The organism is Robinsoniella sp., assembly GCF_034124845.1.
The window spans coordinates 1-24,397 of the sequence record NZ_JAWYAJ010000192.1 but is presented as its reverse complement, the minus strand read 5'-3'; the positions used below and the strand labels follow the sequence as shown (position 1 = coordinate 24,397).

Annotated in this window: 21 protein-coding genes; 18 read left to right on the top strand and 3 right to left on the bottom strand. The window is 44.0% G+C overall.

The genetic code is table 11. From position 1 onward, the window contains the following. Positions 1-60 precede the first annotated feature (60 nt). Positions 61-177 carry a DUF6783 domain-containing protein gene (locus ACH2DQ_RS09100; protein WP_395026467.1) on the bottom strand — a complete coding sequence of 39 codons (117 nt, stop codon included), beginning with the start codon at positions 175-177 and terminating at the stop codon, positions 61-63. Between ACH2DQ_RS09100 and ACH2DQ_RS09095 the strand changes: the two genes are divergently transcribed. From ACH2DQ_RS09095 to ACH2DQ_RS09075, 5 genes are all read left to right on the top strand, one after another. Beyond that, on the top strand, positions 162-308 hold the full coding sequence (locus ACH2DQ_RS09095; protein ID WP_395026472.1) for a DUF6783 domain-containing protein: 147 nt from the start codon (positions 162-164) through the stop codon (positions 306-308). The genes ACH2DQ_RS09100 and ACH2DQ_RS09095 overlap by 16 nt on opposite strands. 32 nt (positions 309-340) lie before the next feature. Beyond that, positions 341-793 (top strand): YaiI/YqxD family protein, encoded by a 453-nt coding sequence (locus ACH2DQ_RS09090; protein ID WP_394913915.1) that lies wholly within the window; start codon positions 341-343, stop codon positions 791-793. 278 nt (positions 794-1,071) lie between these two features. After that, positions 1,072-1,452, top strand: coding sequence for a CidA/LrgA family protein (locus tag ACH2DQ_RS09085; protein ID WP_394913914.1), 381 nt, complete (start codon positions 1,072-1,074; stop codon positions 1,450-1,452). Continuing rightward, complete coding sequence (locus ACH2DQ_RS09080; RefSeq protein ID WP_394913913.1) at positions 1,433-2,125, top strand: LrgB family protein; 693 nt, start codon at positions 1,433-1,435, stop codon at positions 2,123-2,125. Before ACH2DQ_RS09085 ends, ACH2DQ_RS09080 begins: the two co-directional genes overlap by 20 nt. Positions 2,126-2,230: 105 nt before the next feature. Further along, positions 2,231-3,070, top strand: coding sequence for an NUDIX hydrolase (locus ACH2DQ_RS09075; RefSeq protein WP_394913912.1), 840 nt, complete (start codon positions 2,231-2,233; stop codon positions 3,068-3,070). 53 nt (positions 3,071-3,123) lie between these two features. On the opposite strand, the gene ACH2DQ_RS09070 is transcribed toward ACH2DQ_RS09075, so the two are convergent. Together ACH2DQ_RS09070 and ACH2DQ_RS09065 are read right to left on the bottom strand one after the other, a co-directional pair. Next, positions 3,124-3,468 (bottom strand): hypothetical protein, encoded by a 345-nt coding sequence (locus ACH2DQ_RS09070; protein ID WP_394913955.1) that lies wholly within the window; start codon positions 3,466-3,468, stop codon positions 3,124-3,126. Next, complete coding sequence (locus tag ACH2DQ_RS09065) at positions 3,456-3,794, bottom strand: amino acid permease (protein ID WP_394913911.1); 339 nt, start codon at positions 3,792-3,794, stop codon at positions 3,456-3,458. The genes ACH2DQ_RS09070 and ACH2DQ_RS09065 overlap by 13 nt, the downstream gene beginning before the upstream one ends. A gap of 270 nt (positions 3,795-4,064) precedes the next feature. Between ACH2DQ_RS09065 and ACH2DQ_RS09060 the strand changes: the two genes are divergently transcribed. The 13 genes from ACH2DQ_RS09060 (at position 4,065) to ACH2DQ_RS09000 (ending at position 24,270) form a co-directional block, all read left to right on the top strand. Next, positions 4,065-5,621: a family 16 glycosylhydrolase gene (locus ACH2DQ_RS09060; RefSeq protein ID WP_395026461.1), complete on the top strand. Its 1,557-nt coding sequence runs from the start codon at positions 4,065-4,067 to the stop codon at positions 5,619-5,621. A gap of 102 nt (positions 5,622-5,723) precedes the next feature. Continuing rightward, positions 5,724-7,097: an ABC transporter substrate-binding protein gene (locus ACH2DQ_RS09055; RefSeq protein ID WP_394913909.1), complete on the top strand. Its 1,374-nt coding sequence runs from the start codon at positions 5,724-5,726 to the stop codon at positions 7,095-7,097. 37 nt (positions 7,098-7,134) lie between these two features. Then, the gene (locus tag ACH2DQ_RS09050) at positions 7,135-8,040 is read left to right on the top strand and encodes a carbohydrate ABC transporter permease (protein ID WP_395026457.1); all 906 of its coding nucleotides are present in this window, start codon (positions 7,135-7,137) and stop codon (positions 8,038-8,040) included. Further along, positions 8,040-8,861, top strand: coding sequence for a carbohydrate ABC transporter permease (locus tag ACH2DQ_RS09045; RefSeq protein ID WP_394913907.1), 822 nt, complete (start codon positions 8,040-8,042; stop codon positions 8,859-8,861). Before ACH2DQ_RS09050 ends, ACH2DQ_RS09045 begins: the two co-directional genes overlap by 1 nt. Before the next feature lie 198 nt (positions 8,862-9,059). Then, positions 9,060-10,826 carry a histidine kinase gene (locus tag ACH2DQ_RS09040; RefSeq protein WP_394913906.1) on the top strand — a complete coding sequence of 589 codons (1,767 nt, stop codon included), beginning with the start codon at positions 9,060-9,062 and terminating at the stop codon, positions 10,824-10,826. Continuing rightward, positions 10,798-12,303, top strand: coding sequence for a response regulator (locus tag ACH2DQ_RS09035; RefSeq protein WP_394913905.1), 1,506 nt, complete (start codon positions 10,798-10,800; stop codon positions 12,301-12,303). Before ACH2DQ_RS09040 ends, ACH2DQ_RS09035 begins: the two co-directional genes overlap by 29 nt. Then, entirely contained in the window at positions 12,300-14,234 is a 1,935-nt protein-coding gene (locus ACH2DQ_RS09030) for a beta-N-acetylhexosaminidase (protein ID WP_394913904.1), read from the top strand. The genes ACH2DQ_RS09035 and ACH2DQ_RS09030 overlap by 4 nt, the downstream gene beginning before the upstream one ends. 525 nt (positions 14,235-14,759) lie before the next feature. Then, entirely contained in the window at positions 14,760-17,261 is a 2,502-nt protein-coding gene (locus ACH2DQ_RS09025; RefSeq protein WP_395026453.1) for an FtsX-like permease family protein, read from the top strand. A gap of 369 nt (positions 17,262-17,630) precedes the next feature. After that, positions 17,631-21,089 (top strand): VaFE repeat-containing surface-anchored protein, encoded by a 3,459-nt coding sequence (locus ACH2DQ_RS09020; RefSeq protein ID WP_395026451.1) that lies wholly within the window; start codon positions 17,631-17,633, stop codon positions 21,087-21,089. A gap of 213 nt (positions 21,090-21,302) precedes the next feature. After that, positions 21,303-21,617: a YdcP family protein gene (locus tag ACH2DQ_RS09015; RefSeq protein ID WP_044304197.1), complete on the top strand. Its 315-nt coding sequence runs from the start codon at positions 21,303-21,305 to the stop codon at positions 21,615-21,617. Between the two features lie 15 nt (positions 21,618-21,632). Next, on the top strand, positions 21,633-22,025 hold the full coding sequence (locus ACH2DQ_RS09010) for a YdcP family protein (protein ID WP_395026447.1): 393 nt from the start codon (positions 21,633-21,635) through the stop codon (positions 22,023-22,025). 47 nt (positions 22,026-22,072) lie between these two features. After that, entirely contained in the window at positions 22,073-22,849 is a 777-nt protein-coding gene (locus tag ACH2DQ_RS09005) for a hypothetical protein (protein ID WP_395026469.1), read from the top strand. A 14-nt stretch (positions 22,850-22,863) separates the two neighbouring features. After that, on the top strand, positions 22,864-24,270 hold the full coding sequence (locus ACH2DQ_RS09000; RefSeq protein WP_395026443.1) for an FtsK/SpoIIIE domain-containing protein: 1,407 nt from the start codon (positions 22,864-22,866) through the stop codon (positions 24,268-24,270). Positions 24,271-24,397: the final 127 nt, after the last annotated feature.

Here is a 24,397-nt window from a genome sequence, read left to right as displayed (position 1 = left end):
TGTTTGAAAATTCATTCCCGTCATCTGCACGCCCCACTTTGCGGTATATTTGCCCCGAATTCAGGTTACGTAGCCCGCTACGCGCCCTTCATCCGGGACAAATCTCCCACAAAGTGTGACGCACAGCTGCCAGAAAGCAATTTTAAAACACGCTCTAGAGTCTGGTTGAAAAATCATTCCCGCCATCTGCATGCCCACTTTGCATTATATTTGCCCCGAATTCAGGTTGCATAGCCCGTTGCGCCGCTCTTATCTGGGACAAATCGCCCACAAAGTGTGACGCACAGTTGCCAGAAAGCAATTTTTAAACACGCTCTTGAGCAGTCTTAAGGAGGAAGATATGAAGATATTAGTGGATGCTGATGCATGTCCAGTTGTAAAGATTACAGAGAAAGTGGCTAAGGAGAAGGACATTGCTCTTATTCTGGTCTGTGATACTTCTCATGTTATGAGTTCGGATTACGCACAGGTAATGATTGTTGACAAAGGGGCAGATTCTGCCGATTTTGCCCTGATCGGCAGGTCTGCCAGAGGGGATATTGTGGTAACTCAGGATTATGGGGTTGCGGCAATGGCCCTTGGAAAAGGGGTGTATGTCATACATCAGAGTGGTAAGGAATATACAAATGAGAATATAGATCAGATGCTGTTTGAACGGCATCTGTCCAAGAAGGCAAGAAGGAGTTCTTCTAAATTCCATGGAAAAGGTCCAGGGAAGAGGACGGAAGAAGACGATATCCGTTTTGAAACGGCTTTTCGGAGACTTGTGGAGAGAGCCGTTGGGAAAATCTGATGTTTGGCAGGGGCATTTCTCAAATGCTGTATGGGATAGATTTATTGTATAGTTGCATAAAATTATTTTGAGCAACTCATAAATTACGTACAGCATCACCCTTGACAAAGATTGTATACAATTATACAATAATTGAGTATCTGATAATAACGCGTGCGGCGTTTTCTAAGCAGCCATTGGAATTACTGGCTTTTTAGAAATTGCTGTACTAACCGGCGTATGAAAATGCGCAAATCCTTGTTTGTAAGAACAGGGCATCATGTATAAAAGGAGAGATTATGCAATTACTGGGTCAATTTGGGATTATTTTGATTGTAACCTTTTTAGGGGAAATGATGCACTATTTTATTCCCCTTCCGATACCGGCAAGCATTTACGGGTTGGTATTGATGCTTTTTTGCCTGTCAACTAAAATAATAAAGCTTCATCGTGTCATCGATGCAGCACACTTCCTGCTGGATATTATGCCGCCGATGTTTATTCCGGCCGCGGTGGGACTAATTGTAGTTTGGGGTGATCTGCAGAAGATTTTGCTTCCAATTGTGATCATTACCTTTGTTACAACGATTATTGTTATGGTGGTAACTGGAAAGTCGTCTCAGAAGATTATTCAAAAACAGCGAAAGGACAGGGAAAGTAGTGAAAGAATTTCTATGTGAATCCGTTTATTTTGGCGTAGCAATATGTATTTTAGGATATGTGTTAGGTATTCTGATACGGAAAAAATTTAAGAAGGCAATTTTTAACCCATTGCTGATATCTATTATATTTGTGATTTTAGTGATTAAACTGTTGGGCGTGGATTATGACAGTTTTAATGAATCTGCTAAATATCTCAGCTATCTTCTGACTCCGGCAACGGTCTGTCTGGCGATACCTCTGTATCAGCAACTAGAGCTTTTGAAAAAAAATATGGTGGCAGTCACATTTGGAATCGTGTCTGGGGTATTGTCCAGTTTAGTTAGTGTGCTGGCACTAGCATATTTATTTGGACTTGAACATCAATATTATGTTACACTATTACCGAAGTCCATCACCACTGCAATTGGAGTGGGGGTGTCGGATGAATTAGGCGGAGTTGCAACTATTACGGTTGCGGTTATTATTGTTACAGGGGTTCTTGGCAATATTGTGGGAGAGCTGGTGTGCAAATTATTCCGGATCTATGAACCGATAGCGGTAGGTCTGGCACTGGGCACCTCTTCACATGCTATCGGTACATCAAAGGCGCTGGAACTAGGTGAGGTAGAAGGGGCAATGAGCAGCTTGTCTATTGCGGTTTCAGGTATTTTAACCGTAGTTGGAGCTTCCATTTTTGCTAATTTTCTATAAACCAGAACGTGTTTTATAAGTGCTTTCTGACAGCTGTGCGTCACACTTTACGGGAATGAATTATCAAATACGCTCTGGGAGGACAACAGGAACAGGGGGACAGTTATGCGAATTTATAATACAATTATTATTTTGAATCCGAAAAAAGACCAGATTCTATTTTGTAAAAGAATGAATGATCCATATGAGGGATTATTTAATTTTGTAGGAGGAAAAATAGAACCGGGAGAAACTTCCGAGGATGCGGCTTATCGTGAACTGGAGGAAGAAACCGGTATCAGCAGGGAGGACGTAAAGTTATACTATTTTATGGATTTTTGCTGGCACTTACAGGATATGAGAATGGAAGTTTATGCAGGGGTGTTAAACCATGATGTCATACTCAAACCGGAAAAGCATCCGCTCCATTGGCTTGGGTTTGAGCAGAACTTTTATGATATGAAAAAGTTTGCCGGAGAAGGCAATATTGGTCATATGCTTGAAATTCTAAAAATATCCAAGGAGATATTCGGACCAGTTCCGGTTACAAGGAATGAGTTGACAGATAAGGGATGCATCTTTATTGAGAATATAGAGGAGGGCTTCCGGGACTATGACTGGGCATATGTAGAAGGATCTGGTGATGATCTTCATCAGTATCTGCGGGACAAGATCGCGGAAAATGGTTTGGATCATTCTTATCTGGATTTTTATTACGGCAGATTAAAACAGGATGAGAAAGAACGCATACAGGCCATTTTAGAACCAGAGGAAATAAAATATCTGGAGAAGCTGTGCCTGAAAGATGACCAGATTTATTTTACGATGACGGAAGAGCTGTTTGAACTGGCATTCCGGCTTTCGGAATCTGAGGCTCTATTCAGCAGCTTTTATTTTGAAAAGTATCCCTGTACTGTTTGGAGTAATTACGGGCATAAATTTGTAGAATTTACAGGAAAGAAATGATTTAATAAGATAAGTGCCCTGACCGCCGGATGGTGATCAGGGCACTTATCTTATTATGATTCAGCCGCGACAGTACGCATCTTCTTATTTGTAAACAAGAAAATGAGATATGCCGGGACGGATGTCAGCATCAGGAAACCTCCGCTTATCATCTCCTGGGTGGAAACACTGAATACTAGAATTAAGGTAATTGCTGTTGCCAGAATAGCCGTAACAGGATACCCCCACATTTTGAAGGATCGCTCCAGATTAGGCTGCTTTTTGCGCAGAACGATCAGGGCAATACATACAGCAACCTCACTCAGGCAGCCTACAAAAGTGCTCATCATCAGAAACGTCATGAAATTGCCTGTCCAGATAAAAATTACAGCACCTGCGGCATAGACTAAGATGGTGATGTGAGGCGTCTTGTATTTTGGATGCAGCTTTTTAAAGAAAGGATCAAAATCAAGGCTGTTGCTACCAGACGCTGACCGGTAACGGATAAATTCAGTCCGGGAAACAGAACAGCAAAATTGCTGGCAAAGGCGGTAGCCATCATGGCCATAACGGGCAGAAAAGTGCCGAAAATCATAGACCAGCCATACATGAAGGAGGCACCATGTCCAAAAGCCTCGTATATATATACGTAGGATCCTCCAGCTTTGGGCATAGCGGGAGACAGTTCTGCATACACTAATGCACATAGTACAGTACTTGCGCCGGCTATTATCCAGGCTAACATATTGGGACCAATGGATCCGGCGGATGCAGCGATTTTACCGGGTGTTGTAAATATTCCGGAGTAACGCTATCAATCCAGCCGGGCAGCGCAGGAGGTGATTAATCAGAAGGATAGAACACAGATGCTATGTTAATGGTGTGTTAATGCGTTTTTACAGTAGGATTGTGAATTAATCTTTTAAATTTCGTACATATAAGTTTTGAATATTGTACATGTACAAATATAGCGGATTCCGATAAAGTTATCATTATAAAAAGGAAAGGGAGGAAAATGATGAAAGCAAAACGATTTATTTATGGGACGCTGGCGTTTGCTATGGTTTTCTGTTCTACAGGATTTTCGGTACTGGCGGATGGAAGTGGGAAAGGCAATGATTATCAGCAGGAAGTTAATGTGGAGGACATGACCGTTCGGGCAAATAGTGAGCACAAAGGTGCTGAAATTGCAAAAGCGTTTGACCGGGACCGGAATACCTTCTGGGATGCTGCATGGGAAACAGGTGACAAGGGGTTAAATGAAAAGCCCATTGTAGTTGATGTTGATTTTAATATACCTAAAATGCTTTCGAAACTGGTATATACACCCCGCCAGGATGACAATCCCAATGGAATGATTCTGGAATACTCCATTTATGGGACAACCCAGGATGGAGAAAGGGTTACGCTTGCAGAACATGGCTTCTGGGAAAATAATCATCGGGATAAGGAAGTGAAGCTTAACTTTGCAGAGCGTCTTTCAGCTGTTCAGATTCAGATTAAGAAGGGGAGTTTAGGGGGGGCTGATTCAGAGACAGCAGCTACCGCAGCGGAGTTTACCTTTTATGAATCCATTAAGCCGGCGGGAATCAGTCAGCAGACCATGGCTTTGACAGAAGGAGAGAGCAAAGTTCTTCAGCTGACCGAGATTGCCGGTGAGAATATTTCATGGAACAGCAGCAATCCGGAAGCGGTTACGGTTTTAGCGGACGGAACGGTAACGGGAATAAAAGAAGGTACCGCAACGATAACAGGTTATGCGCAAGCAGGAGAAACAGCCTCCTGTGAGGTCAGTGTATCAGCTGAAAATGCACCGGAACTTCAGGGAAAGGTTCTTGTGTTTGAAGATAACTTCAATGGAGATACACTGGATCTTACAAAATGGAATAACTGGTGTGTTGACTTAAAGGAGTCCGGATTGTTCCGTTACGGTAATTCTCCTGATGTTGCAGTTCATCCGGATAATGCATATGTCAGCGAAGGAACTTTACGGCTGCTTGGAAGTAAAGAAGAAACGGTGTTTGACGGAGTGACTAGTAATTACCGCTCTGCTATGGTTCAGACCAGAGATAAATTCGAAGAAAAATATGGATATGTAGAGGCGATGGTTAAAATCCCCGATGTACCGGGAAGCAATCCGGCAGTGTGGACAATGCCTCAGGCAGATGAAGCAAATGGGGGATGGCTCTGGGGAGATGAGGAAAACTTCGGTGCCGAGATTGATATTCTGGAAAGACCCCATCCAAAGGGAGCACCGGAACATGCAGGACTGGCTGAAAAATACTGGATTACCATGCATTATGACAATTATACATATAATCCCCATGAGAAATTCCATGCACAGCCAACCATTAAAGATCCATATAAGTGGCATAAGTTTGGAATGGAATGGACACCGGAGTACATAAACTTTTTGCTGGATGGAGAAGTAGTGGCAACACAGAAAAATAATGTGCCAAATACCCCGGAAATTTTTATCTTAAGTTATGGGCTTGGGGGATGGATTGGTACAATTGCCGACGAGTATCTACCAGCTGAGATGGAAGTGGATTATGTAAGGTGGTATAAATAGAAAAAGTTTAAAAAAAGACATGCAGCATTTGAAAATATGCCATGTACGAAACCTATAAATTGTATTATTTTATATGTATCAATCAAAGAGAGGAGAATTGAAATGAAAAAGAAAAAAGCGGCAGCAGTCCTGCTATCGGCAGCAATGGTACTTTCACTTGCAGCCTGCGGGACAGGCAATGACAATTCAGATAAGGCGGCAACAGCCGGCAAGGAGGTTACCGAAGCCAAGGCAGATACTGATACGGAGGGAACTGCAGAAAGCAAATCAGGAGAGACACAGACAATCACGGCACTGGTGCAGCAGTCCAGAAATTTCCCGGGATTGCAGCATATGATTCAGAAATTAGAAAAAGAGGAAAACATCAAAGTGGATGTTCAGGTAGTTCCGGATGATGAGTCGCTGAACATGATTAAAATGAAGCTGAATTCCGGTGAGTGTCCGGATCTGATCGATTACAATGTGCCTGCTATCTATGATATTGTAGATCCGGCTGCTAATTTTGCAGATATGTCTGGTGAAGAATGGGTAAGCAAACTGAAAATACCGGAAAATGTAACGGCTGATGACGGGAAAATTTATGGCTTTCCATTCCTGTCCGTACCAGGAGTACATGGATTTACCTATAACGAAGATGTATTTGAAAAGTGCGGTGTAACAGTTCCAAATACCTGGGAAGAGTTCCTGGATGTCTGCCAGAAAATTAAGGACAGCGGGGTAACACCAATTTTCATGCCAAAAGACACATGGGTGCCACAGGTTCTTATGACGGATAATTTTGCCAAGACCCTTGGGGATGATAAAGTAAAAGAGTTCAGCGAAAAGATAATGAAAAATGAGACGAAATGGACAGATGTTCCGGAATTTGCAGAGGTGATTGATAAATACTTAAGCCTGTATGAAAAAGGATTTATAAATGATAATTTTGCTTCAGCCACATATGACGATGCGATTCTTGCAGTTGCAGAAGGCAAGGCAGCCATGCATTTCAACGGAGATTTCTTTGCAGCCTCAGTGCTGGAGGCAAATCCGGAGGCTAAGATAGGGATGTTCGCAATGTCTATGAAAGATGGCGTGGATGTTATGACTGAGAACATGTCATCTGCTGGTTTTGTAGTTTATAAAAATTCAAAAAACATGGATACGGTCAAGAAGGTGCTGAATCTTTGGGCAACGCCGGAATATGCAGATTTATATTTTGAAGAAAGACCGGCATTCCCTGCATTCAAGGATGTAAATGGCGGAGAAGTTCCCGAATACCTGAAAGCCGTAAATGAAAAATATATAGAAGCCGGAAAAGTTATTCCTGAGTTTAACTACTCTGTTATGGATCTCAATCCACTGTTCGAAAGTACTTTATATGTATATTACGTAGATGCTCCTGCAAAAGGTAATATGGATGGCAAACAGATCATGGAAAAATTCCAGGGCGACTTCCAACAGTACATGATTGATCAGGGCGCAGAAGGATTCTAAGATACAGGAACTGGGGGAGCTGCAATAGCAGCTCCTTTTGAATGAGAAAGAGGTGGTTGTTATCAATAAGAAACAGTTATCAAAAATTTATCCCATGTGGCTGGGAGCTCCGGCGGCGCTGGTTTATACCATATTTTTTATTATACCGATTATTACTGCATTCTTTTATTCCTTTACAGACTGGAATATGGACCGGATGGACAATGCAAAATTTATCGGACTTAGAAACGTGATTAATTTATTTCAGGATGAAGTATTTCTCAGGTCCATGTGGAATACAATGCTTTTTGCTTTGAGTACTACTGTTTTTAAAACAGTGGTTGGGCTGCTCCTGGCGCTGCTGGTTGTGCAGAAATTCAGAGGTAACAGTATTTTCAGAACCTTGTTTTATCTTCCATGTGTGCTCAGCTGTATGATCGTAGGACTTTTGTTTACGGGAGTTCTGAAACAGGACGGTCTGATTAATAACTTTCTGACGGCAATCGGACAGGGAAACCTCACCAGGGACTGGCTTGGAAGTTATGGGACAGCAATGCTTTGGATTATCATTATTGAAGTTTGGATGTGGGCAGGATTTACCATGTTTTTATTTATATCTGGTCTGCAGGCGATTCCCGGGGAGTACTACGAAAGCGCCCAGATAGACGGAGCGACAAAATGGCAGCAGTTTAAACGAATTACACTTCCTCTGCTGGCACCATCCTTTACGGTTGTGGTAACCTTAAACATTACAGGTGGCCTGAAAGTATTTGATTTGGTGTACTCCCTCACCGGAGGGGGTCCAGGATTTGATACCCAGGTGCTCAGTACCTATACTTTCCGGGCATTTGGTATGGGATTGCTTGGTAAATCCAGTGCGAGTGCCTTAATACTTTCATTTTTCATAGTGGGAATCACGTTTGCATTAAATAAATTTTTAAGATCCAGGGAGGTGGATACCTAGTGAAAAAGAAAAAGATGGGAAAAATGGTGACTATTCTGATTTTAATTCTCATTTCCAGCGTATATATTATACCGATTGTTATGATGGTATTCGGTTCCTTTAAGACCCAGGGAGAAGCGCTTCAGATGAATTTGAACCTGCCGAAACAGCTGCAGTTTGAAAATTACAGGCATGTAATTGAAACAGGAGGGATTTTACGGGGTTATACCAACAGCCTGATCATTACGGTTACGGCGGTAGCGGTGATTATAGTCTTCGGTGCAATGACCGGGATTATTATCTCCAGGAGGGATGACAATAAGGGCAGGGGACTGTATTATTATTTTGTATTCGGGCTAACCGCTACAATGCAGATGGTTACTACATATGCCTTGGTGTTGAAATTACATTTATACGGAACTTATTTTAGTGTGATTCTGGTTCTGGCAGCAGTGAACCTTCCATTTGCCGTCATGACATTTTCAAGCTATGTAAAAGGGATACCACGAGAAATTGATGAAGCCGCTGTTATGGACGGATGCCATGCATTTCAGCTGATTTTCAAAATTCTGCTTCCGATTATGAAGCCGATTACCATTACCAATTTAATTATTGCGGCTATCGGCATCTGGAATAACTTTCAGGTTCCGCTGTATCTCATGAGCAGTTCGGAGCGCACAACGATTCCAATGATGATTTTTAATTTCTATGGGCTTTATTCCAGAGACTGGAATTATGTGTTTGCGGCACTTGTCATTACGGTACTGCCGATTGTTATTTTATATCTCTGTCTGCAGAAATATATTGTGGAAGGTATGACATCGGGGGCGGTAAAGGGCTGATTACCTAATAGTCATTAGCCGCTGTGAAAAGAGTTTGGTACTTCAAAAATTGATACAGATAAGGTATGATGAACAGAAGAACGGGAAAAAGAGTGAAAGAAAATCTGAAATTGAAAGGGAGCCACATTTTGATGCTTTCATCCGCTTTATATTGTGGCAGTATTGCAGGCTTGCCTGGAATATAAAATGGGAATAGAAATGAAGAAATTAAAGTACCAAACCAAGTTTTTTCTGTACCATACTGTGATCATGATGTTAATTATTTTAGGACTTGTGGGATATTTCAACAGAATTGTAGTAGGAGAGATGAAGGAGAAGGAAGAGCAGGACTTTCGTATTATTACGGAAAAGACAGCCACACAGCTGGATATCCTGTTTTACGATATGGACAGGGCGGCGCTGCAGATAGCGGCGAACCCGGATATTGTAAGGGTCTTCCAGTCACTTCCGGCGGAACCGGAAGAGAACTACTTTACCAGCCATCCCATAATAACGGGTGAAGTCAAAAAGCTTCTGGAATCCTATAACTTTAAAAATGACGGACATTCCAGAATCTGTCTTTATAACCGTTACGATGACTGGGTCTGCACTTCTAACCGGGCAGTTACGGAGAGAGGAGTGAAGCAGTTTTTTGCAGGAACCGCCTTTCGGGATGTCCGTGAGTTCTTTCAGGAGGCGGACAGATATGTGTTCTACCGGGAACCGGGGACGGATGTACTGGCATCCGGGGAGGCACAGCGGACGGATTATCTGGCGGTAGTGCGGGAAATTAAAGATTATTACTCCAACAGTTCCAGATGCGGTTATGTAGAAGTTCAGGAATCAACGGAAAAACTGGATGGAATTCTGGCGGACTTCGGACCGGGAATCCAGGCGGAAATCCTGAACCAGGATGGAAAAAGCATTTACCGCACAACAGGCGGGATGGATCTGGAAGGTAAAGATATCTACAGGATGGAGGTTCCGCTGGAGAATGCGCCCTATTCCGTAAAACTTTACAAAAATCCGGTTGAATTCAACCATGCCATGAACCAGTTTTACCTGGTACTGGCGGCAACGGTAGGAATTATAATGCTCGTTGCCGTTATGCTGGAACAGATTCTGGTCAGGCATTTATCAAAACCGCTGGTGAACCTGAATGATTCCATGAAATCCATTACGATGGATAATCTGCACGTGGCAATTGCGGATGAAGATTCAGCAGATATTGTGCTGCGTCTGGAGGATTCTTTCAATGCTATGCTGAAGAAGCTAAATGACAGTATGCAGAATCAGATTACGGCAAAAACCAATGAAGTGAAATCCCACTTTTTTGCTTTGCAGTCTCAGATGAACCCACATTTTCTACATAATATGCTGGCGATTATATCTATGGAATCCCAGCTGGACGGTAATGAAAAAGTACCGGATATCTGTCAGAAGCTGGGAGAAATACTAAGGTACAATACTCAGATGGGTGACGGATTCAGTACTGTAGAAAAGGAATTTGCAATCGCTGAGGATTACATGCTGCTTATGAAAGTGAGGTATGAAGATCTGTTTGAGTTTCAGATACAGACAGAAGAGGATGCAGGATACATCGGTATCCCCAAACTGATTATACAGCCTCTTTGTGAGAACTGTTTTCAGCATGGGCTTAAAAATGTAAATCCGGTCTGGAATATTTCCATACGCGCCTGGACGGAAGCGGATAAATGGTATATAACCGTGAAAGATAACGGAAGCGGCTTTAGCGATGAGTTCCTGGATAAGTTCAGGAAGCAGAAAGAGGAACTGGACAGGAGTGATGTAAAAGCCATATTGGAAAATATTGCGATTGGCGGGCTCTGTCTTCCAAACATTTATACCAGGATGAAAATAACTTATGGAGAATCTTTTGTTTTTCAATTGTATAACGGAGAAACAGGTGCCGTGGTTTTATTAGGGGGAGAGTTAAATGATAAAAGTACTTATAGCGGAAGATGAAATTCCCCTTTTAAGAGGAATAAAGACGATGATAGAAAAGCTGAATCCGGAATTTTCGGTAGTCATGTGTGCCCATAATGGAAAAGAAGCAATTACGTATTTAAAAAGTAACCGGGTAGATGTGATCTTTACCGATATCAATATGCCTTTGGCAGACGGGATCGAAGTTATGGATTATGCAAATGAAAAATATCCGGAGGCTGCAAAAGTAGTAATCAGCGGTTACAGTGATTTCAGTTACGCCCAGCAGGCAATCCGATGCGGAGTAAAGGAATATCTGCTGAAGCCGATTGTGAAAGAGGAACTGGAGAAAACCCTTCATAATATTTCAGAGAGATACACAAGTATGCTTATGAAAAGGCAAAAAGAACGACTGGCTGAGGCAGTCTATACGGGAAAGCCTGCGAAGCCGGGAGAGAAGCTGCAGATGATTTATTTCTGTGCAGGACCGCTGATTCGGGATGGCATGGAGGAGAATATTGTTGAATGCGACTTCTGGCGGGGAGTGGATATAGAGTTAGTTGCGGCAGGGCTGCTAACCGAAGCATCCTGTGTATATTCTTTTGAAAAGAATCAGGCAAATGAAAAAATACTGTTGATTGTACCGGAGAATGAAGCAGATTTGGCAGTTTTTGCAAGAAAAATGCTGGAGGAGATGAAGGAAAAAGGAATCCAGATTACGGCAGCTTTCCATGAAGGTTTATTAGAAACCCATGAAATACCCATGGTCAGCCATCAGCTGCGAAGGAAACTGCAGGAGAATATCCTTTTTGGAGAAAGTTTTGTAATAGAAGGAGACGCAGACAGTACGGTTACTCCATATCCCGCTGGAGAGGATATCTTTTATTCCCTTGGGAGAGAATTGTCTGATACCAGAAAGGAAGTGTTTCTAAAAGAGGCTGAGGCATTTTTCACTGCCCGTAAGATTCGTCAAAAAGAATGTCTCCAGATCATCAGCAGGATTCTCCAGAGCATGGAGGAACAGACGCAGGCTGCATATGGCAGTGAGGAAGAACGGGAAGAAACCATATGGAATCTGATCCTGTATTCATCTGATGTGAGGCATTTATTTCTGAATTTAAGACAGATGCTGGATGAACGAAAGATTTACAGGAAAGCGGAGACTTCTGAGAATCTTATGAAAAAGGTGGAGTGCTATATCATAGAAAATATGGCGGAACCCATAACTGCGGCGGTACTGGCATCAGAATTCGGGCTTGTAGCCCCTTATCTGAGTACCCTTTTTAAAGAATACAGTGGCTATACACTGTCTCAGTACATTCAGAAAATCCGTCTGGACCGGGCAAAAAATCTGTTGGAGATGGATGAGGAAATACTGGCTAAGGATGTGGCGGAGATGGTGGGATACCCCAATCCGCTGTACTTTTCCAAGGTATTTAAAAAGAAAATAGGCGTTTACCCATCGGAATACCGAAAAAATAAACTGGAAAGAAAGGGAGAAGGTGACAGGTCATGAAATTTAATTTAACGGGAATCAACGGAAACAGAAAAGAAATGACACAAATATTTTTAACTAATCAGGGGCATGAATGTGCTGGGGAAGGTGTGTGCATTACATTTGAATTTACAGAGGGAGATGTTCTGAGGGTAGAGTTTGACGGCGAGAAGGTGCAGTTGTATGGAAAGGAAGAAGTGCATTTTTACCGGGCACTGCATTTATTTCTGCAGAACGTAGAGGATGAAACCGGGAAACCATTTACAAAGGAAGAGAAAATCTGTTTTAAAGAAACAGGGATTATGATCGACTGTTCCAGAAACGGAACGGTGGATAAGCCAATGATGAAAGAGTTTATACGTCTCTGTGCAGCCTCCGGTATGAATCAGCTTTACCTTTATATGGAGGATGTATATGAAGTTCCAGGAGAATCATACTTTGGAGCTTACAGAGGAAAATATAATTATGAGGACCTGAAAGAGCTGAATGATTACGGAAATAAGGCGGGGGTGGAACTGATCCCTGCAATTCAGACCCTGGCACATCTCCATACCTATCTGCGCTGGCCAAAGACCAAAAACCTCCGTGATACGGAAGATATCCTGATGGTTGGCACTAAGGATACCGAAGAATTCGTAAAGAAAATGATACAAAGCGTATCCAGGCCTTTTTCTTCTAAGAAAATACATGTGGGCATGGATGAAGCGGATCTTTTGGGACTTGGACAGTATCTGCGCAATAACGGATTTCAGGAGAGATACGGAATTATGACAAGCCATCTGGACATGGTGTCCGGTATCTGCCGGGAAGAAGGACTGGAAATGATGCTTTGGAGCGATATGTTCTTCCGACTTAAGTCACCCACCGGGGATTATTACGATCTGCCGGATGATACGGAATTTAATCTTCCGGGAAAACTTCCTGAGGATCTCACATTGGTTTACTGGGATTATTACCATCATGATAGGGAGATCTACGATAAGAATATCCGGCTTCACCGAAAGCTGACGGACAACATACGGTTTGCAGGGGGCGGATGGACCTGGAATGGAATTGCACCAAATTACAGCAAAGCAGAGAAAACACTGCGTGAGGGGATGGCATCCTGCAGAGCGCAGCATACAGACAAAGTGATGTGTACGTTCTGGTTTGACAATGGTACGGAGACACCGGTACGGACAGCATTCTATTCTGCTTTATATTTTGCACAGCTTTGCTATTGCGAAGAGGTACATCAGGAGGAGTTCAATGACTGGCTTTTCCAGCTAACCGGCTATACAGCTGACGCGTATCACCTGCTGGATGCTTTTGATCATACCCCCGGTGTTAAAAAAGATAATGAAAATGCAGATAATCCGTCCAAATATCTGCTGTATCAGGATGTTCTTACCGGTCTGTTTGACGGCCAGATTGCCGGTCTGGGATTGGATATGGGGCGCTATTACAAGAAACTGGAAATACAGCTGAAAGAACTGCTGTGTACAAAAGATAAATTTACCACGGATACACAAAGCAGATTTTCAATGGATACCGTTTTCGGCTATTATATAACGCTGGCTGAAATTCTGTCACTAAAAGCCATGCTGGGGATAGAAATTCGAAAGGCATATCGTGCCGGAGAAAGAGAAACCCTTGCATTGCTGGCAGACCGGATCAAAACGCTCCTGCCAAAAGTCTCCTGCCTGAAAGAAAAAAGGGAAGAGATATGGTATTCAGAGTGCAGGCCCTTTGGCTATGAAGTTCTGGATATCCGAATCGGGGGTGTCATGATACGCCTTCAAAGTGCAGAAAAAAGACTGCGGCGTTATCTGGAGGGAAAGACAAGGTGCCTGGAAGAACTGGAAGAGCCTATGATTCTGTATCAGGAAGATCCGGAAGATGAGAATCATAAGCTGTGTATGGGAGGATTCTGGCAGAGTATGGTTTCAGCGGGGAATATTGCGGGGATTTAAGAGCAGAAGACAGGATGGAGCGGTAAGGATAAGCTTACAAAGCAGTAAAGAGATGGAAGTATGTTCATGTAAATAGGATTAGGTATGGTCAGCGTAAGGATTTTATTCCGGACGCTGGCTTTTTTATTGTAAGGAAGCAAGCAGGAGTTTTTATGCATGATTTACGGAGCAGCAGAATTGTGTCAATAGTGTCACCTTTAAGAAAGATTTGAGAAAGAATCCTTTGCTATTCTATGGACATAAAACCGGGTGGCAATACCGAGATAGCATTTGTTGATACAAAGCTGGTTTTCTCAGCAGGTTGAACTCTGGGGTTGTGGCATGCTGAACGCGATTGGCGTAAAACAACTAATGTATAGCAGCTGTTCTTGAGACGAGGATTTGTTTTTTGTTCTGTGATCAGAAAAGGGTTAAACGTCCTTGCTAAGTAAGAACTTTAATTATTCGTCGTATATTTATAACCTGCAATTGTACGTTGTTTTACTATGGCTAATTAGAAAAAAATTTGTAAGGGAGATGAAGAATATGCTGAAAGTAAAAAATAAAAAGGTTGTATCACATATTGCAGGAAAAACCTACAAAGCCAACAGAAAGAAAAATATGTTGACGGTATTGGCTATATTCCTGACAACTTTTTTAATTGCAGTGGTGATTTCCATTGGCATGAGCTATTGGGATACCTTATCCCTTCGTCAGGTACGGATGGAGGGGATGGATTATGATATTGAGTTATCAGAGCCGGAAGAAGAACAGGCAGAGCTGATCCGTTCAATGGATCGTGTAAAATATGCCGGAGTTGCCGTGAAGTGTGCCATTATGGAACAATACAAAGAGATTTCACTGGATAAAACTAGATTATTCTGGGTGGATCAAACGTGCTGGGAAAAGCAGGTCATTCCGGCATTAGAAAAGGTAGAGGGGACCTACCCCAAAAGTGAAAAGGAAATAATGCTTTCCCAAAGCACATTAAATGCCATGGGAATAACCAGTCCCCGGATTGGAATGAGTCTGCCTGTGGATTATTTTACCCTGCGTGAGGGAGGGAATGAAGAAATATTAAGAATGGATTTTATACTATGCGGATGGTTTAAAGATTACAGTGGAGATAGCAGAGGATATGTGTCCGGTGCGTTTTGTTCTTCTACCGGAGTAAGGCAGACGGATTTTACACAGGGAAGTTTAAAGATTACTTTAAATAATCCGCTGTATTTTGAAGCGGACATTGTGGATATGCAGCAGAAAGCCGGACTAAGGGAGAATCAGATTATTGCTGCAGATTATGACACGGTCCAAAACTTCTGTAAAATAATTGCAGGGCTTGCCGCCATGCTGTGCATGATATTTGTCAGCGGATATCTGTTTATCTTTAATACGCTGTATATTTCCATATCCAAGGATATCCGGTACTATGGTCAGCTTAAAACACTGGGAATGACATCTTCCCAGCTGAAAGGAATCATTTACCGGCAGGCAATTTGGAATGCCCTGTACGGAATTCCGGCAGGACTTTTAGCGGCAGCGGCGGCTTCCAGAGTCATCATACCCAGGATTTTACAAATTGTGAATCCCGCTTTGGGCAGCAATGAGATTGTACAAGGACAATTATGGGTATACGTCGCTGCCTGCATTTTTTCATTTGCCACGAATCTGATCAGCAGCAGGAAACCCGCTAAAATAGCAGCAGACAGTGAACCGGTAGAAGCTATGCGCTACACCGGCACAACCGGAAGAAGAAAAATAAAAAAGCAAAAAAGCGGGGGCGTATTCTCAATGGCTGTGCAAAATATGTTCCGGGATAAAAAGCAGGCAGTGATTATTTTTCTGTCCTTTCTGATAGCAGTATCGCTATTCCTGATCATCAATGTAGTTGTCCGGGAAAATGACGCAAAAGGTATCTTAAATCAAATCTATGATTACGATATGGAATTTAAAAATATGACCACCCTGGATGAGCAGGAACAACATCTGATAACGGACGATAAAATTGCTCAGATCCGGGAGCTGGAGGGGGTAAAGTGCGTAAGAAAGGTTACGTCTACGCCTGTCATCATTCCCTTTCAGGAAAATGTATACGGAGATTATTTTAAAGAAGTTTATCAGTCCAGATATTCACCGGGTAATTATGAAGAAGACATGGAATTATATAAGACAAATCCGGAGCACTACAACTTTATTACCCGATTAACGGGGATTGATAAAGCAGGGTTTGAAAAGTTAAATAAGAGTCTGGTAAATGTTTTGGAGTGGAAGGATTTTGAAGAGGGAAAAATTGCAATAGCAGCAAAGATGTATACGAAAGGTGATAATGGAATTCCGGGTAAAACAGTAAAGTTTTTATTGCCGGAAGGGTTGCAGCCGGATAAAGAACACACAATTCAAATTGCAGCGGTTACAGAAAATAACCCCGCCTATTTCGCCGGAGGGTATACGCCGGATCTGATTGTAAGTGAAAAGTATGCACAGCAGCTAATGGGCAGTACATTTACAGAACTGGCTGCAGTTGATTATACAGAAGCTTTTCATATGGAGACGGAGCAAAGGGTAAAGGAGGTGTTTGCAGGAGAAAAACAGGTATCCGCAGAATCAAAACTCGATCAGTATATGGAGATGAAGAATTCGGAAACCCAGGTTAAGGTACTGGGAAACAGCATTGGATTTATTATTGCAATGCTTGCGATGTTAAATTATATAAATATGATGACCGCCAGTATTCAAAACCGGACCAGGGAATTTGCTACCCTGGAAAGTATCGGAATGACGGCAGAGCAGCTTCAGAAAATGCTGGTTATAGAAGGTGCAGGTTATGGAGTTAGTTCTGTTTTAATGGGGCTGGCTGCCGGATTTCCCATTAGTTATGGTGTTTTTCACAGTTTGAACATTTATGGGGTACCCTTTGCGATACCATGGGTGAGCAATTTGATTCTATTTGCTGCGGTTGTTGCAGCTTGCGTAACTGTACCGGTTTTTATTTTTCAAAGGTCACAGAGGGAAAGCATTTTAGTGAGGCTTAAGGAGTATGTGGAGTAGATGGCGCTTCTAAAATTTGAAACTTCACAATTTTTTCATAAATTTATTAGCACTCGAGGGTTGTTATCATGACGTGGATTTTGTCTAACTTCATAAAGTGTCGTAAGTGCCTATTTACAGGCATTTCACGGGTTTTATGATTTTATCACGTTTCATCAGAAATCGTCATTTGGCAGAAAATTGGTGTCAAAATTGGTGTCAAAAGGCACTTATCTATGAGGTTTACACACAGCACATCAGTATTGAAAATTGAATAGGATTTACAGGTAGAGGAACGCAAAATGTAAAGCGTTCCTTTTCTCTTTCAGACGTTCAGAAATGAGCGTCTATTTTTTTACCCAAAATCACGAAAGGAGGATTTACAACGATATGAAAAAGATTATGAACCGTCTGCTTGCTGGCGTACTAAGTCTGGCTGCGGTATTCACGACCTTACCAGCTTCACAGGTACAGGCTGCGGAGAAACAATACTGGACGGACGCACAGGAAAAGGCAGGCTATGTAGAAAAGGTTATGAATGATGGCAGTATCGGTTCTACATTCCATGAGGGCATTATGCAGGTGGAGGGAGAAACCGCCTACTGTATTGACATCAACACAGATTTTCAGTCCGGCTACAAGACTCGTTCGGACGCAAGTTCCCGTATGAGTGCCGACCAGATTGCCGACGTTGCCCTCTCGCTGGAATACGTCAAGCAATATGCAGCCAGCCACAAGGAACTGAATTACAAACAGGTCTATCTATTGGAGCAGTGCGTTGTCTGGCAGCGTTTGAGCGTACATTTAGGATGGAGCTGCGACCATGTACGAGCTGCCTATGACGAGGTATCCAAAGCGGTACAGGACGAGGTATACGCTGGCGCAAAGGCATTTGTAAAAGCTAACAAAGGACGCTACGACTGCGGCGGCTATATCTATTCTGGCGACGGACAGGAATTAGGACAGTTCTGGGCGGAGCTGGATGTGGGAAATGCGGCACTTCAAAAGGTGTCCTCCAATCCCACCATTACCAACGGAAACAACAGCTATTCCCTTGCTGGTGCGACGTATGGTGTCTTTGCTGATAAAGGCTGCAAGGAACAGCTTGCCACCCTCACGACAGATAAGGACGGGAACACCGAAGCGGTGGAGGTAACGGCTGGCAAAGTCTATATCAAAGAGCTGTCCGTTCCGGCGGCTGGTTTCCAGTTGGACAAGACGGTATATCCGTTGACTGTCAAAGCTGGTGAAACATCCACCTTGAAAGTCAGTGATACGCCCAAAGTCACAACCACATTGATTGAGCTTTTCAAGATAGACATGGAAACATCAAAGGTAACGGCACAGGGGGCAGCTTCTTTGGAGGGTGCAGAGTTCGTCTGGAATTATTATGACGGGTACTACAGCAAAGACAACCTGCCAGCAAAGCCGACCCGTACATGGACGACAAAGACCGTGGCTGAAAAAAGCAGCGACGGAACTATCCATTACATTACAAAGCTGGCAGACCGCTACAAGGTATCCGGCGACAGCTTCTACTTACAGGATGGCGTGCCATGCCTGCCGCTTGGAACACTGACCGTATCTGAAAGTAAGAGTCCGACAGGCTACTTGTTAGAGGGTGCGTATATGCAGGCAGGTGGCAGTGAGGAACAGATTAAGGGAATGTATCTGGCACAGATCACCGAAGATGGGGAGCTGGCGGTGCTTACAGGCAGTAACCAGTATTCTGTGTCTGACAAGGTTATCCGTGGCGGTGTGAAAATCCAGAAACGTGACCTTGAAACACAGGACACGAAGCCACAGGGCGGTGCAACATTAAAAGATACGGAGTTCACCATCACCAGCCTAAATGAGAACACTGTGCTAGTGGATGGCAAGCTCTACAACAAAGGCGAGGTTGTGAAAACCATCCTTACAGGCATTGACGGTATCGCTTCTACGGCTGCGGATACACTGCCTTACGGAACATACCGCTTAGATGAAAGCAAGAGTCCGGCAGGCTACTTGACAACAGGTGCGGTTTCCTGTGAGTTTACCATCAAGGAAAATGGCAAAATCGTGGATTTGACTGGTGCGGAGCAGTCCATCTACAACCAGATCAAGCGTGGCGACATTGAGGGTGTGAAAATCGGTGACGGAACACACAAGCGTCTTGCTGACGTTCCATTCCGCATTACCAGTAAGACCACAGGTGAGAGCCATGTTGTCGTGACTGATAAAAACGGGCAGTTCTCCACTGCTTCTGACTGGGTATCCCACAAACAGAATACCAACAGGGGCAAGACCAGCGAGGATGGTATATGGTTCGGTACGTCTGAACCAGACGATTCCAAAGGTGCGCTGCTCTACGATACCTACGAGATTGAGGAATTGCGCTGTGACAGTAATAAGGGTTTTAAGCTCATTCCGGCTTTTGAGATTGTGGTTTCCAGAGATAAGGTAGTCATTGACTTGGGAACGCTCACAGATGATTACGAGAAAAAAATCTCCATCCATACCACCGCTGCGGATAAAGCTACGGGTGAGAAAGTAATCGTTGCTGGTAAAGAGGTCACGATTGTGGATACGGTCACGCTGGACGGTCTGAAAAAGGGCACAAAGTACCAGCTCAAAGGCTGGCAGATGATAAAAGACGAAAACGCCGAGCTTCTCACTGACGGCAAGCGTGTGGAGAGTGAATACACATTCACCGCTGACAGTGAGGAAATGAAAGTTAAAGTGGAATATACGTTTAATGCTTCTGTTCTCGGTGGCAAGGACTTAGTGACATTTGAAGAACTGTACGACCTATCCGACAGGAACGAGCCTGTCAAAGTGGCTGAACATAAGGACATTGAGGACGACGGACAAACGGTATCCATCAAAGACCGTGTAATCAAAATCCATACCACCGCTGCGGACAAAGCCACGGGCGAGAAAATAATTGTTGCTGGCAAAGAGGTCACAATCGTGGATACGGTCACGCTGAAAGGTCTGGAAGTGGGTACAAAATACCAGCTCAAAGGCTGGCAGATGATAAAGGATGAAAACACCGAGCTTCTCATGGATGGCAAGCGTGTGGAGAGTGATTATACATTTACTGCCGATAAGGAGGAAATGAAAGTGGAGGTTGTCTTTACATTCAACGCTTCTGCCCTTGGCGGCAAGAATTTGGTGACGTTTGAGGAACTCTACGACGTAACCAATCCCGACGAGCCTGTAAAAGTCACGGAACATAAAGACATAGAGGACGAGGGGCAGACGGTTCTTATCACCGAGCGTATCATCAAAATTCATACCACTGCCGCCAGCAAAGACGGTGAAAAAGTCATAGAAGCTGGCAAAGAGGTCACAATCGTGGATACGGTCACGCTGGATGGTCTGGAAGTGGGTACAAAATACCAGCTCAAAGGCTGGCAGATGGTAAAGGATGAAAATACCGAGCTTCTCATTGACGGGAAACGTGTAGAGAATGACTACACATTCACCGCTGCCGACACCAAAATGGATGTGGAAATTTCCTTTACATTCGACGCTTCAAAGTTGGGCGGCAAGCAGCTTGTGACCTTTGAGGAACTCTACGACATCACCAATCCCGACGAGCCTGTAAAAGTCACAGAACATAAGGACATCACAGACAAAGGGCAGACGGTCACAATCAAGGAAGTGCCGGAAACGCCTGCACCCGAAGAGCCAAAGAAACCGGAAACACCAGACACGCCGAGCCATAAGGTGACGGACTCCCCCAAAACGGGTGATAACACCAATGTGGCTGCCTTTGCTGTCCTGCTTGGACTCTCTGCGGCTGGTCTTGCTTTTGCAGCCTATAAGAAACGCTGTTCCATGAAGCATGACAGTGATAAATAAGATGTGAGGTAACTGCCTATGAAGCTGCATACACGCTCACCGCCTGCCGGGGTGATTCAAACTGCCGGATATAACCTTTACACTGTTTCTTTTCTGTCAATCGTCTTTTTGATTGATAGAAAAAAACAGTCCACTAGGGGGTATGGGGGATTGTAGCTCCCCCATGCTCTTTCCTTAAAGCTACGCACATAAAAAGAAAAGAGGTAAACACATATGGAATTAAAACACGTAATCCCTAACATGGAAAAGACATTTGGAAACTTGGAATATGCCGGAGAGGGCAAGACCGAGCAGCGTCGGGTAAATGGGCGCATGACGGTCATTTCCCGAAGTTTCAATCTGTATTCTGACGTACAGAGAGCCGACGACATTGTTGTTATCCTGCCTGCTTCTGCCGGAGAGAAAAATTTTGAGGTAGAGGAAAAGGTAAAACTTATCAACCCGAAAATCACGGCTGACGGTTACAAAATCGGTACTCGTGGATTTACCAACTATATCCTGTCCGCTGACGACATGGTGAAAGCATAAGGAGGTCAAGAGATTATGAGATTAGCAAACGGAATTATCATTGATAAAGGAAAGACATTCGGGGTGTTGAAATTCTCTGCCCTTAGACGTGAGGTACACATCCAGAATGAAGATGGTACGGTATCCGAGGAAATCAAGGAGCGCACCTATGATTTGAAGTCCAGAGGACAGGGGCGCATGATACAGGTGAGTATCCCGGCTTCTGTGCCGTTAAAAGAATTTGACTACAACGCCGAGGTGGAGATCATCAACCCTGTGGCAGACACGGTGGCGACCGCCACATTTCAAGGTGCAGACGTTGACTGGTATATCAAAGCCGACGACATTGTATTGAAGAACAAAGGCGGTCAGCCTACTGGACATCCACAGAACCAGCAGCCGAAAAAAGACAATCCCAACGGGAAATAAACCTGTTAGTGGGATTTTGACAGAGGACAGAAAGGAGAATTAGATTTATTGAGCGTTTAGCAATACGGGAAATCCCCAAAGATACGGCAGTCACTTTCATACGGGAGTACCACTATTCCAAAGTGATACCACGGCTCTGCGTCTACTTCTTGGGGATTTACCATGAAAACCGATTGACGGGGGTTGTGGAGCTTGGATGGGGCACGCAACCCTTACAGACCATCCGCAAGCTTTTCCCACAGCATGAGCTGGTGACATCCGATTATCTGGAAATCGGGAAAATGTGCTTTCTACCAGAAATGAACCATAACCAGTATTTTGGCAGCCTTGCCCTCTCCGCTTTGATAAAGTGGCTACGGGTGAACACAGGCTGCCTTTTTCTATACACCCTTGCGGATGGCATAGAGGGGAAATGCGGTTATGTGTATCAGGCTTCTAACTTCTACTACCTTGGCAGCTTCAAGACGAGCGTATACCGTGACCGGGAAACAGGCGAAAAGATACATCCCCGAAGTGCCAGAATACTGCTGGAAGAAAATGCCCGAATGGATGGTGTAAAGAAGCGGCACTGGCTGACCCATGCGTTCTGTGAGTACAAAGGGATTGAGAAGATCAACGGACTTATGTTCCGCTATCTCTACCCACTGACAAAAGAAGCAAGGCAGATTTTAAACGCCTATCCCTGTTATGCCAGACACCACTATCCCAAAGATGGCAGCCTGCTGTTTCAAAGACGGGTTTCTAACAGAGTCTATGAAACCATCTGGCAGCCGCATTTTGATAAGAACACCTGCCGCTATAACACACAGGACTATAACCATTGAGGAAAGGAGGATTTATGAGATTTTACAAAAACTATAAAGGCAACCGTATCCGAGCCAGTGACAGGTCGCTTGTGGTGCGGTCATTGGGCGGTCGGCTGACGTGCTTGTTCCTTACGGTCGTGCTACTTTTGAATATCAACGCACTGCTGCATACAGACTGGAACACAGTATCCCTATTTCAGAATGGCAGCATAAAACTCACGGTCACACCCTACATGATAGTATCTCTCATAGTGGCGGTGCTGGTGTGCGTATTGGCTACTTTCCTGTACGTCCGTTACCAGCCGGACAGGATAAAACAGCTCTGTCACCGTCAAAAGCTGTCACGGATGATACTGGAAAATGGCTGGTATGAGTCCGAGCAGTCACAGGATGGTAGCTTTTTCAAAGACCTGCCAGCCAGCAGGTCAAAGGAGAAAATCACCCACTTTCCCAAAGTGTACTACCGCCTAGATAATGGACTTATTCACATACTGGCAGAAATCACCTTGGGAAAATATCAAGACCAGCTCCTGCACTTGGAAAAGAAGCTGGAAACAGGCTTGTACTGTGAGCTGGTTTCCAAAGAGCTGAAAGACAGCTTTGTGGAATATGTGCTGCTCTATGACACCATTGCCAACCGTATCACCATAGACGAGGTACAGGCGGCAGGTGGCAGCCTGCGGCTCATGAAAAATGTGTATTGGGAGTATGACAAGCTCCCTCATATGCTCATTGCTGGCGGTACTGGCGGCGGTAAGACCTACTTTATCCTTACCATCATAGAAGCTCTCCTGCGTACCAACGCCGAGCTATATGTACTTGACCCGAAGAACGCCGACCTTGCCGACCTGTCCACTGTCATGCCCGAAGTCTACTACCGAAAGGAGGAAATCACAGACTGTATCGACCGCTTTTATGAGGGCATGATGGAACGGAGCGAAGCCATGAAGCTCATGGACGGTTACAAGACAGGGGAAAACTATGCCTATTTAGGTCTGCCGCCCCACTTCCTTATTTTTGACGAGTATGTGGCGTTTATGGAAATGCTGACGACAAAGGAAAACGCCTTGGTCTTGAATAAGCTGAAACAGATCGTCATGCTTGGGCGGCAGGCAGGATATTTCCTTATTCTCGCCTGCCAGCGACCTGACGCTAAATATCTTGGTGACGGTATCCGTGACCAGTTCAATTTCCGAGTTGCATTAGGTCGTATGAGTGAATTGGGATATTCTATGATGTTCGGTGAGGTGGACAAAGACTTTTTCTTAAAGCAGATCAAAGGGCGTGGCTACGTGGATACGGGAACGAGCGTCATATCAGAGTTCTACACTCCCCTTGTACCCAAAGGACATGACTTCCTAAGAGGAATAAGAGGACTTATGCAAAACAGGCAGGACGGACAGGCGGCGTGCGAAGCGAAAGCCGCTGGTTCGTTCTAGCCGTGTTGGGGCGGCTTGCCGACACAACCATTCGCCCCCCGGTATCTAACAGGGGGGCACAAATACAATAGGAAACAGTCAAAGAAGTTAGGAAAGTCCTTGTAAATAAAGGACTTTTTCTACTTTC

Coding starts and splice junctions, on each gene's coding strand:
- ACH2DQ_RS09060 (WP_395026461.1), top strand. CDS start 4,065: ATGATGAAAGCAAAACGATTTATTTATGGGACGCTGGCGTTTGCTATG.
- ACH2DQ_RS09035 (WP_394913905.1), top strand. CDS start 10,798: ATGATAAAAGTACTTATAGCGGAAGATGAAATTCCCCTTTTAAGAGGA.
- ACH2DQ_RS09065 (WP_394913911.1), bottom strand. CDS start 3,794: ATGTTAGCCTGGATAATAGCCGGCGCAAGTACTGTACTATGTGCATTA.
- ACH2DQ_RS09020 (WP_395026451.1), top strand. CDS start 17,631: ATGAAAAAGATTATGAACCGTCTGCTTGCTGGCGTACTAAGTCTGGCT.
- ACH2DQ_RS09055 (WP_394913909.1), top strand. CDS start 5,724: ATGAAAAAGAAAAAAGCGGCAGCAGTCCTGCTATCGGCAGCAATGGTA.
- ACH2DQ_RS09040 (WP_394913906.1), top strand. CDS start 9,060: ATGAAGAAATTAAAGTACCAAACCAAGTTTTTTCTGTACCATACTGTG.
- ACH2DQ_RS09030 (WP_394913904.1), top strand. CDS start 12,300: ATGAAATTTAATTTAACGGGAATCAACGGAAACAGAAAAGAAATGACA.
- ACH2DQ_RS09025 (WP_395026453.1), top strand. CDS start 14,760: ATGCTGAAAGTAAAAAATAAAAAGGTTGTATCACATATTGCAGGAAAA.
- ACH2DQ_RS09100 (WP_395026467.1), bottom strand. CDS start 177: ATGATTTTTCAACCAGACTCTAGAGCGTGTTTTAAAATTGCTTTCTGG.
- ACH2DQ_RS09085 (WP_394913914.1), top strand. CDS start 1,072: ATGCAATTACTGGGTCAATTTGGGATTATTTTGATTGTAACCTTTTTA.
- ACH2DQ_RS09015 (WP_044304197.1), top strand. CDS start 21,303: ATGGAATTAAAACACGTAATCCCTAACATGGAAAAGACATTTGGAAAC.
- ACH2DQ_RS09090 (WP_394913915.1), top strand. CDS start 341: ATGAAGATATTAGTGGATGCTGATGCATGTCCAGTTGTAAAGATTACA.
- ACH2DQ_RS09075 (WP_394913912.1), top strand. CDS start 2,231: ATGCGAATTTATAATACAATTATTATTTTGAATCCGAAAAAAGACCAG.
- ACH2DQ_RS09000 (WP_395026443.1), top strand. CDS start 22,864: ATGAGATTTTACAAAAACTATAAAGGCAACCGTATCCGAGCCAGTGAC.
- ACH2DQ_RS09010 (WP_395026447.1), top strand. CDS start 21,633: ATGAGATTAGCAAACGGAATTATCATTGATAAAGGAAAGACATTCGGG.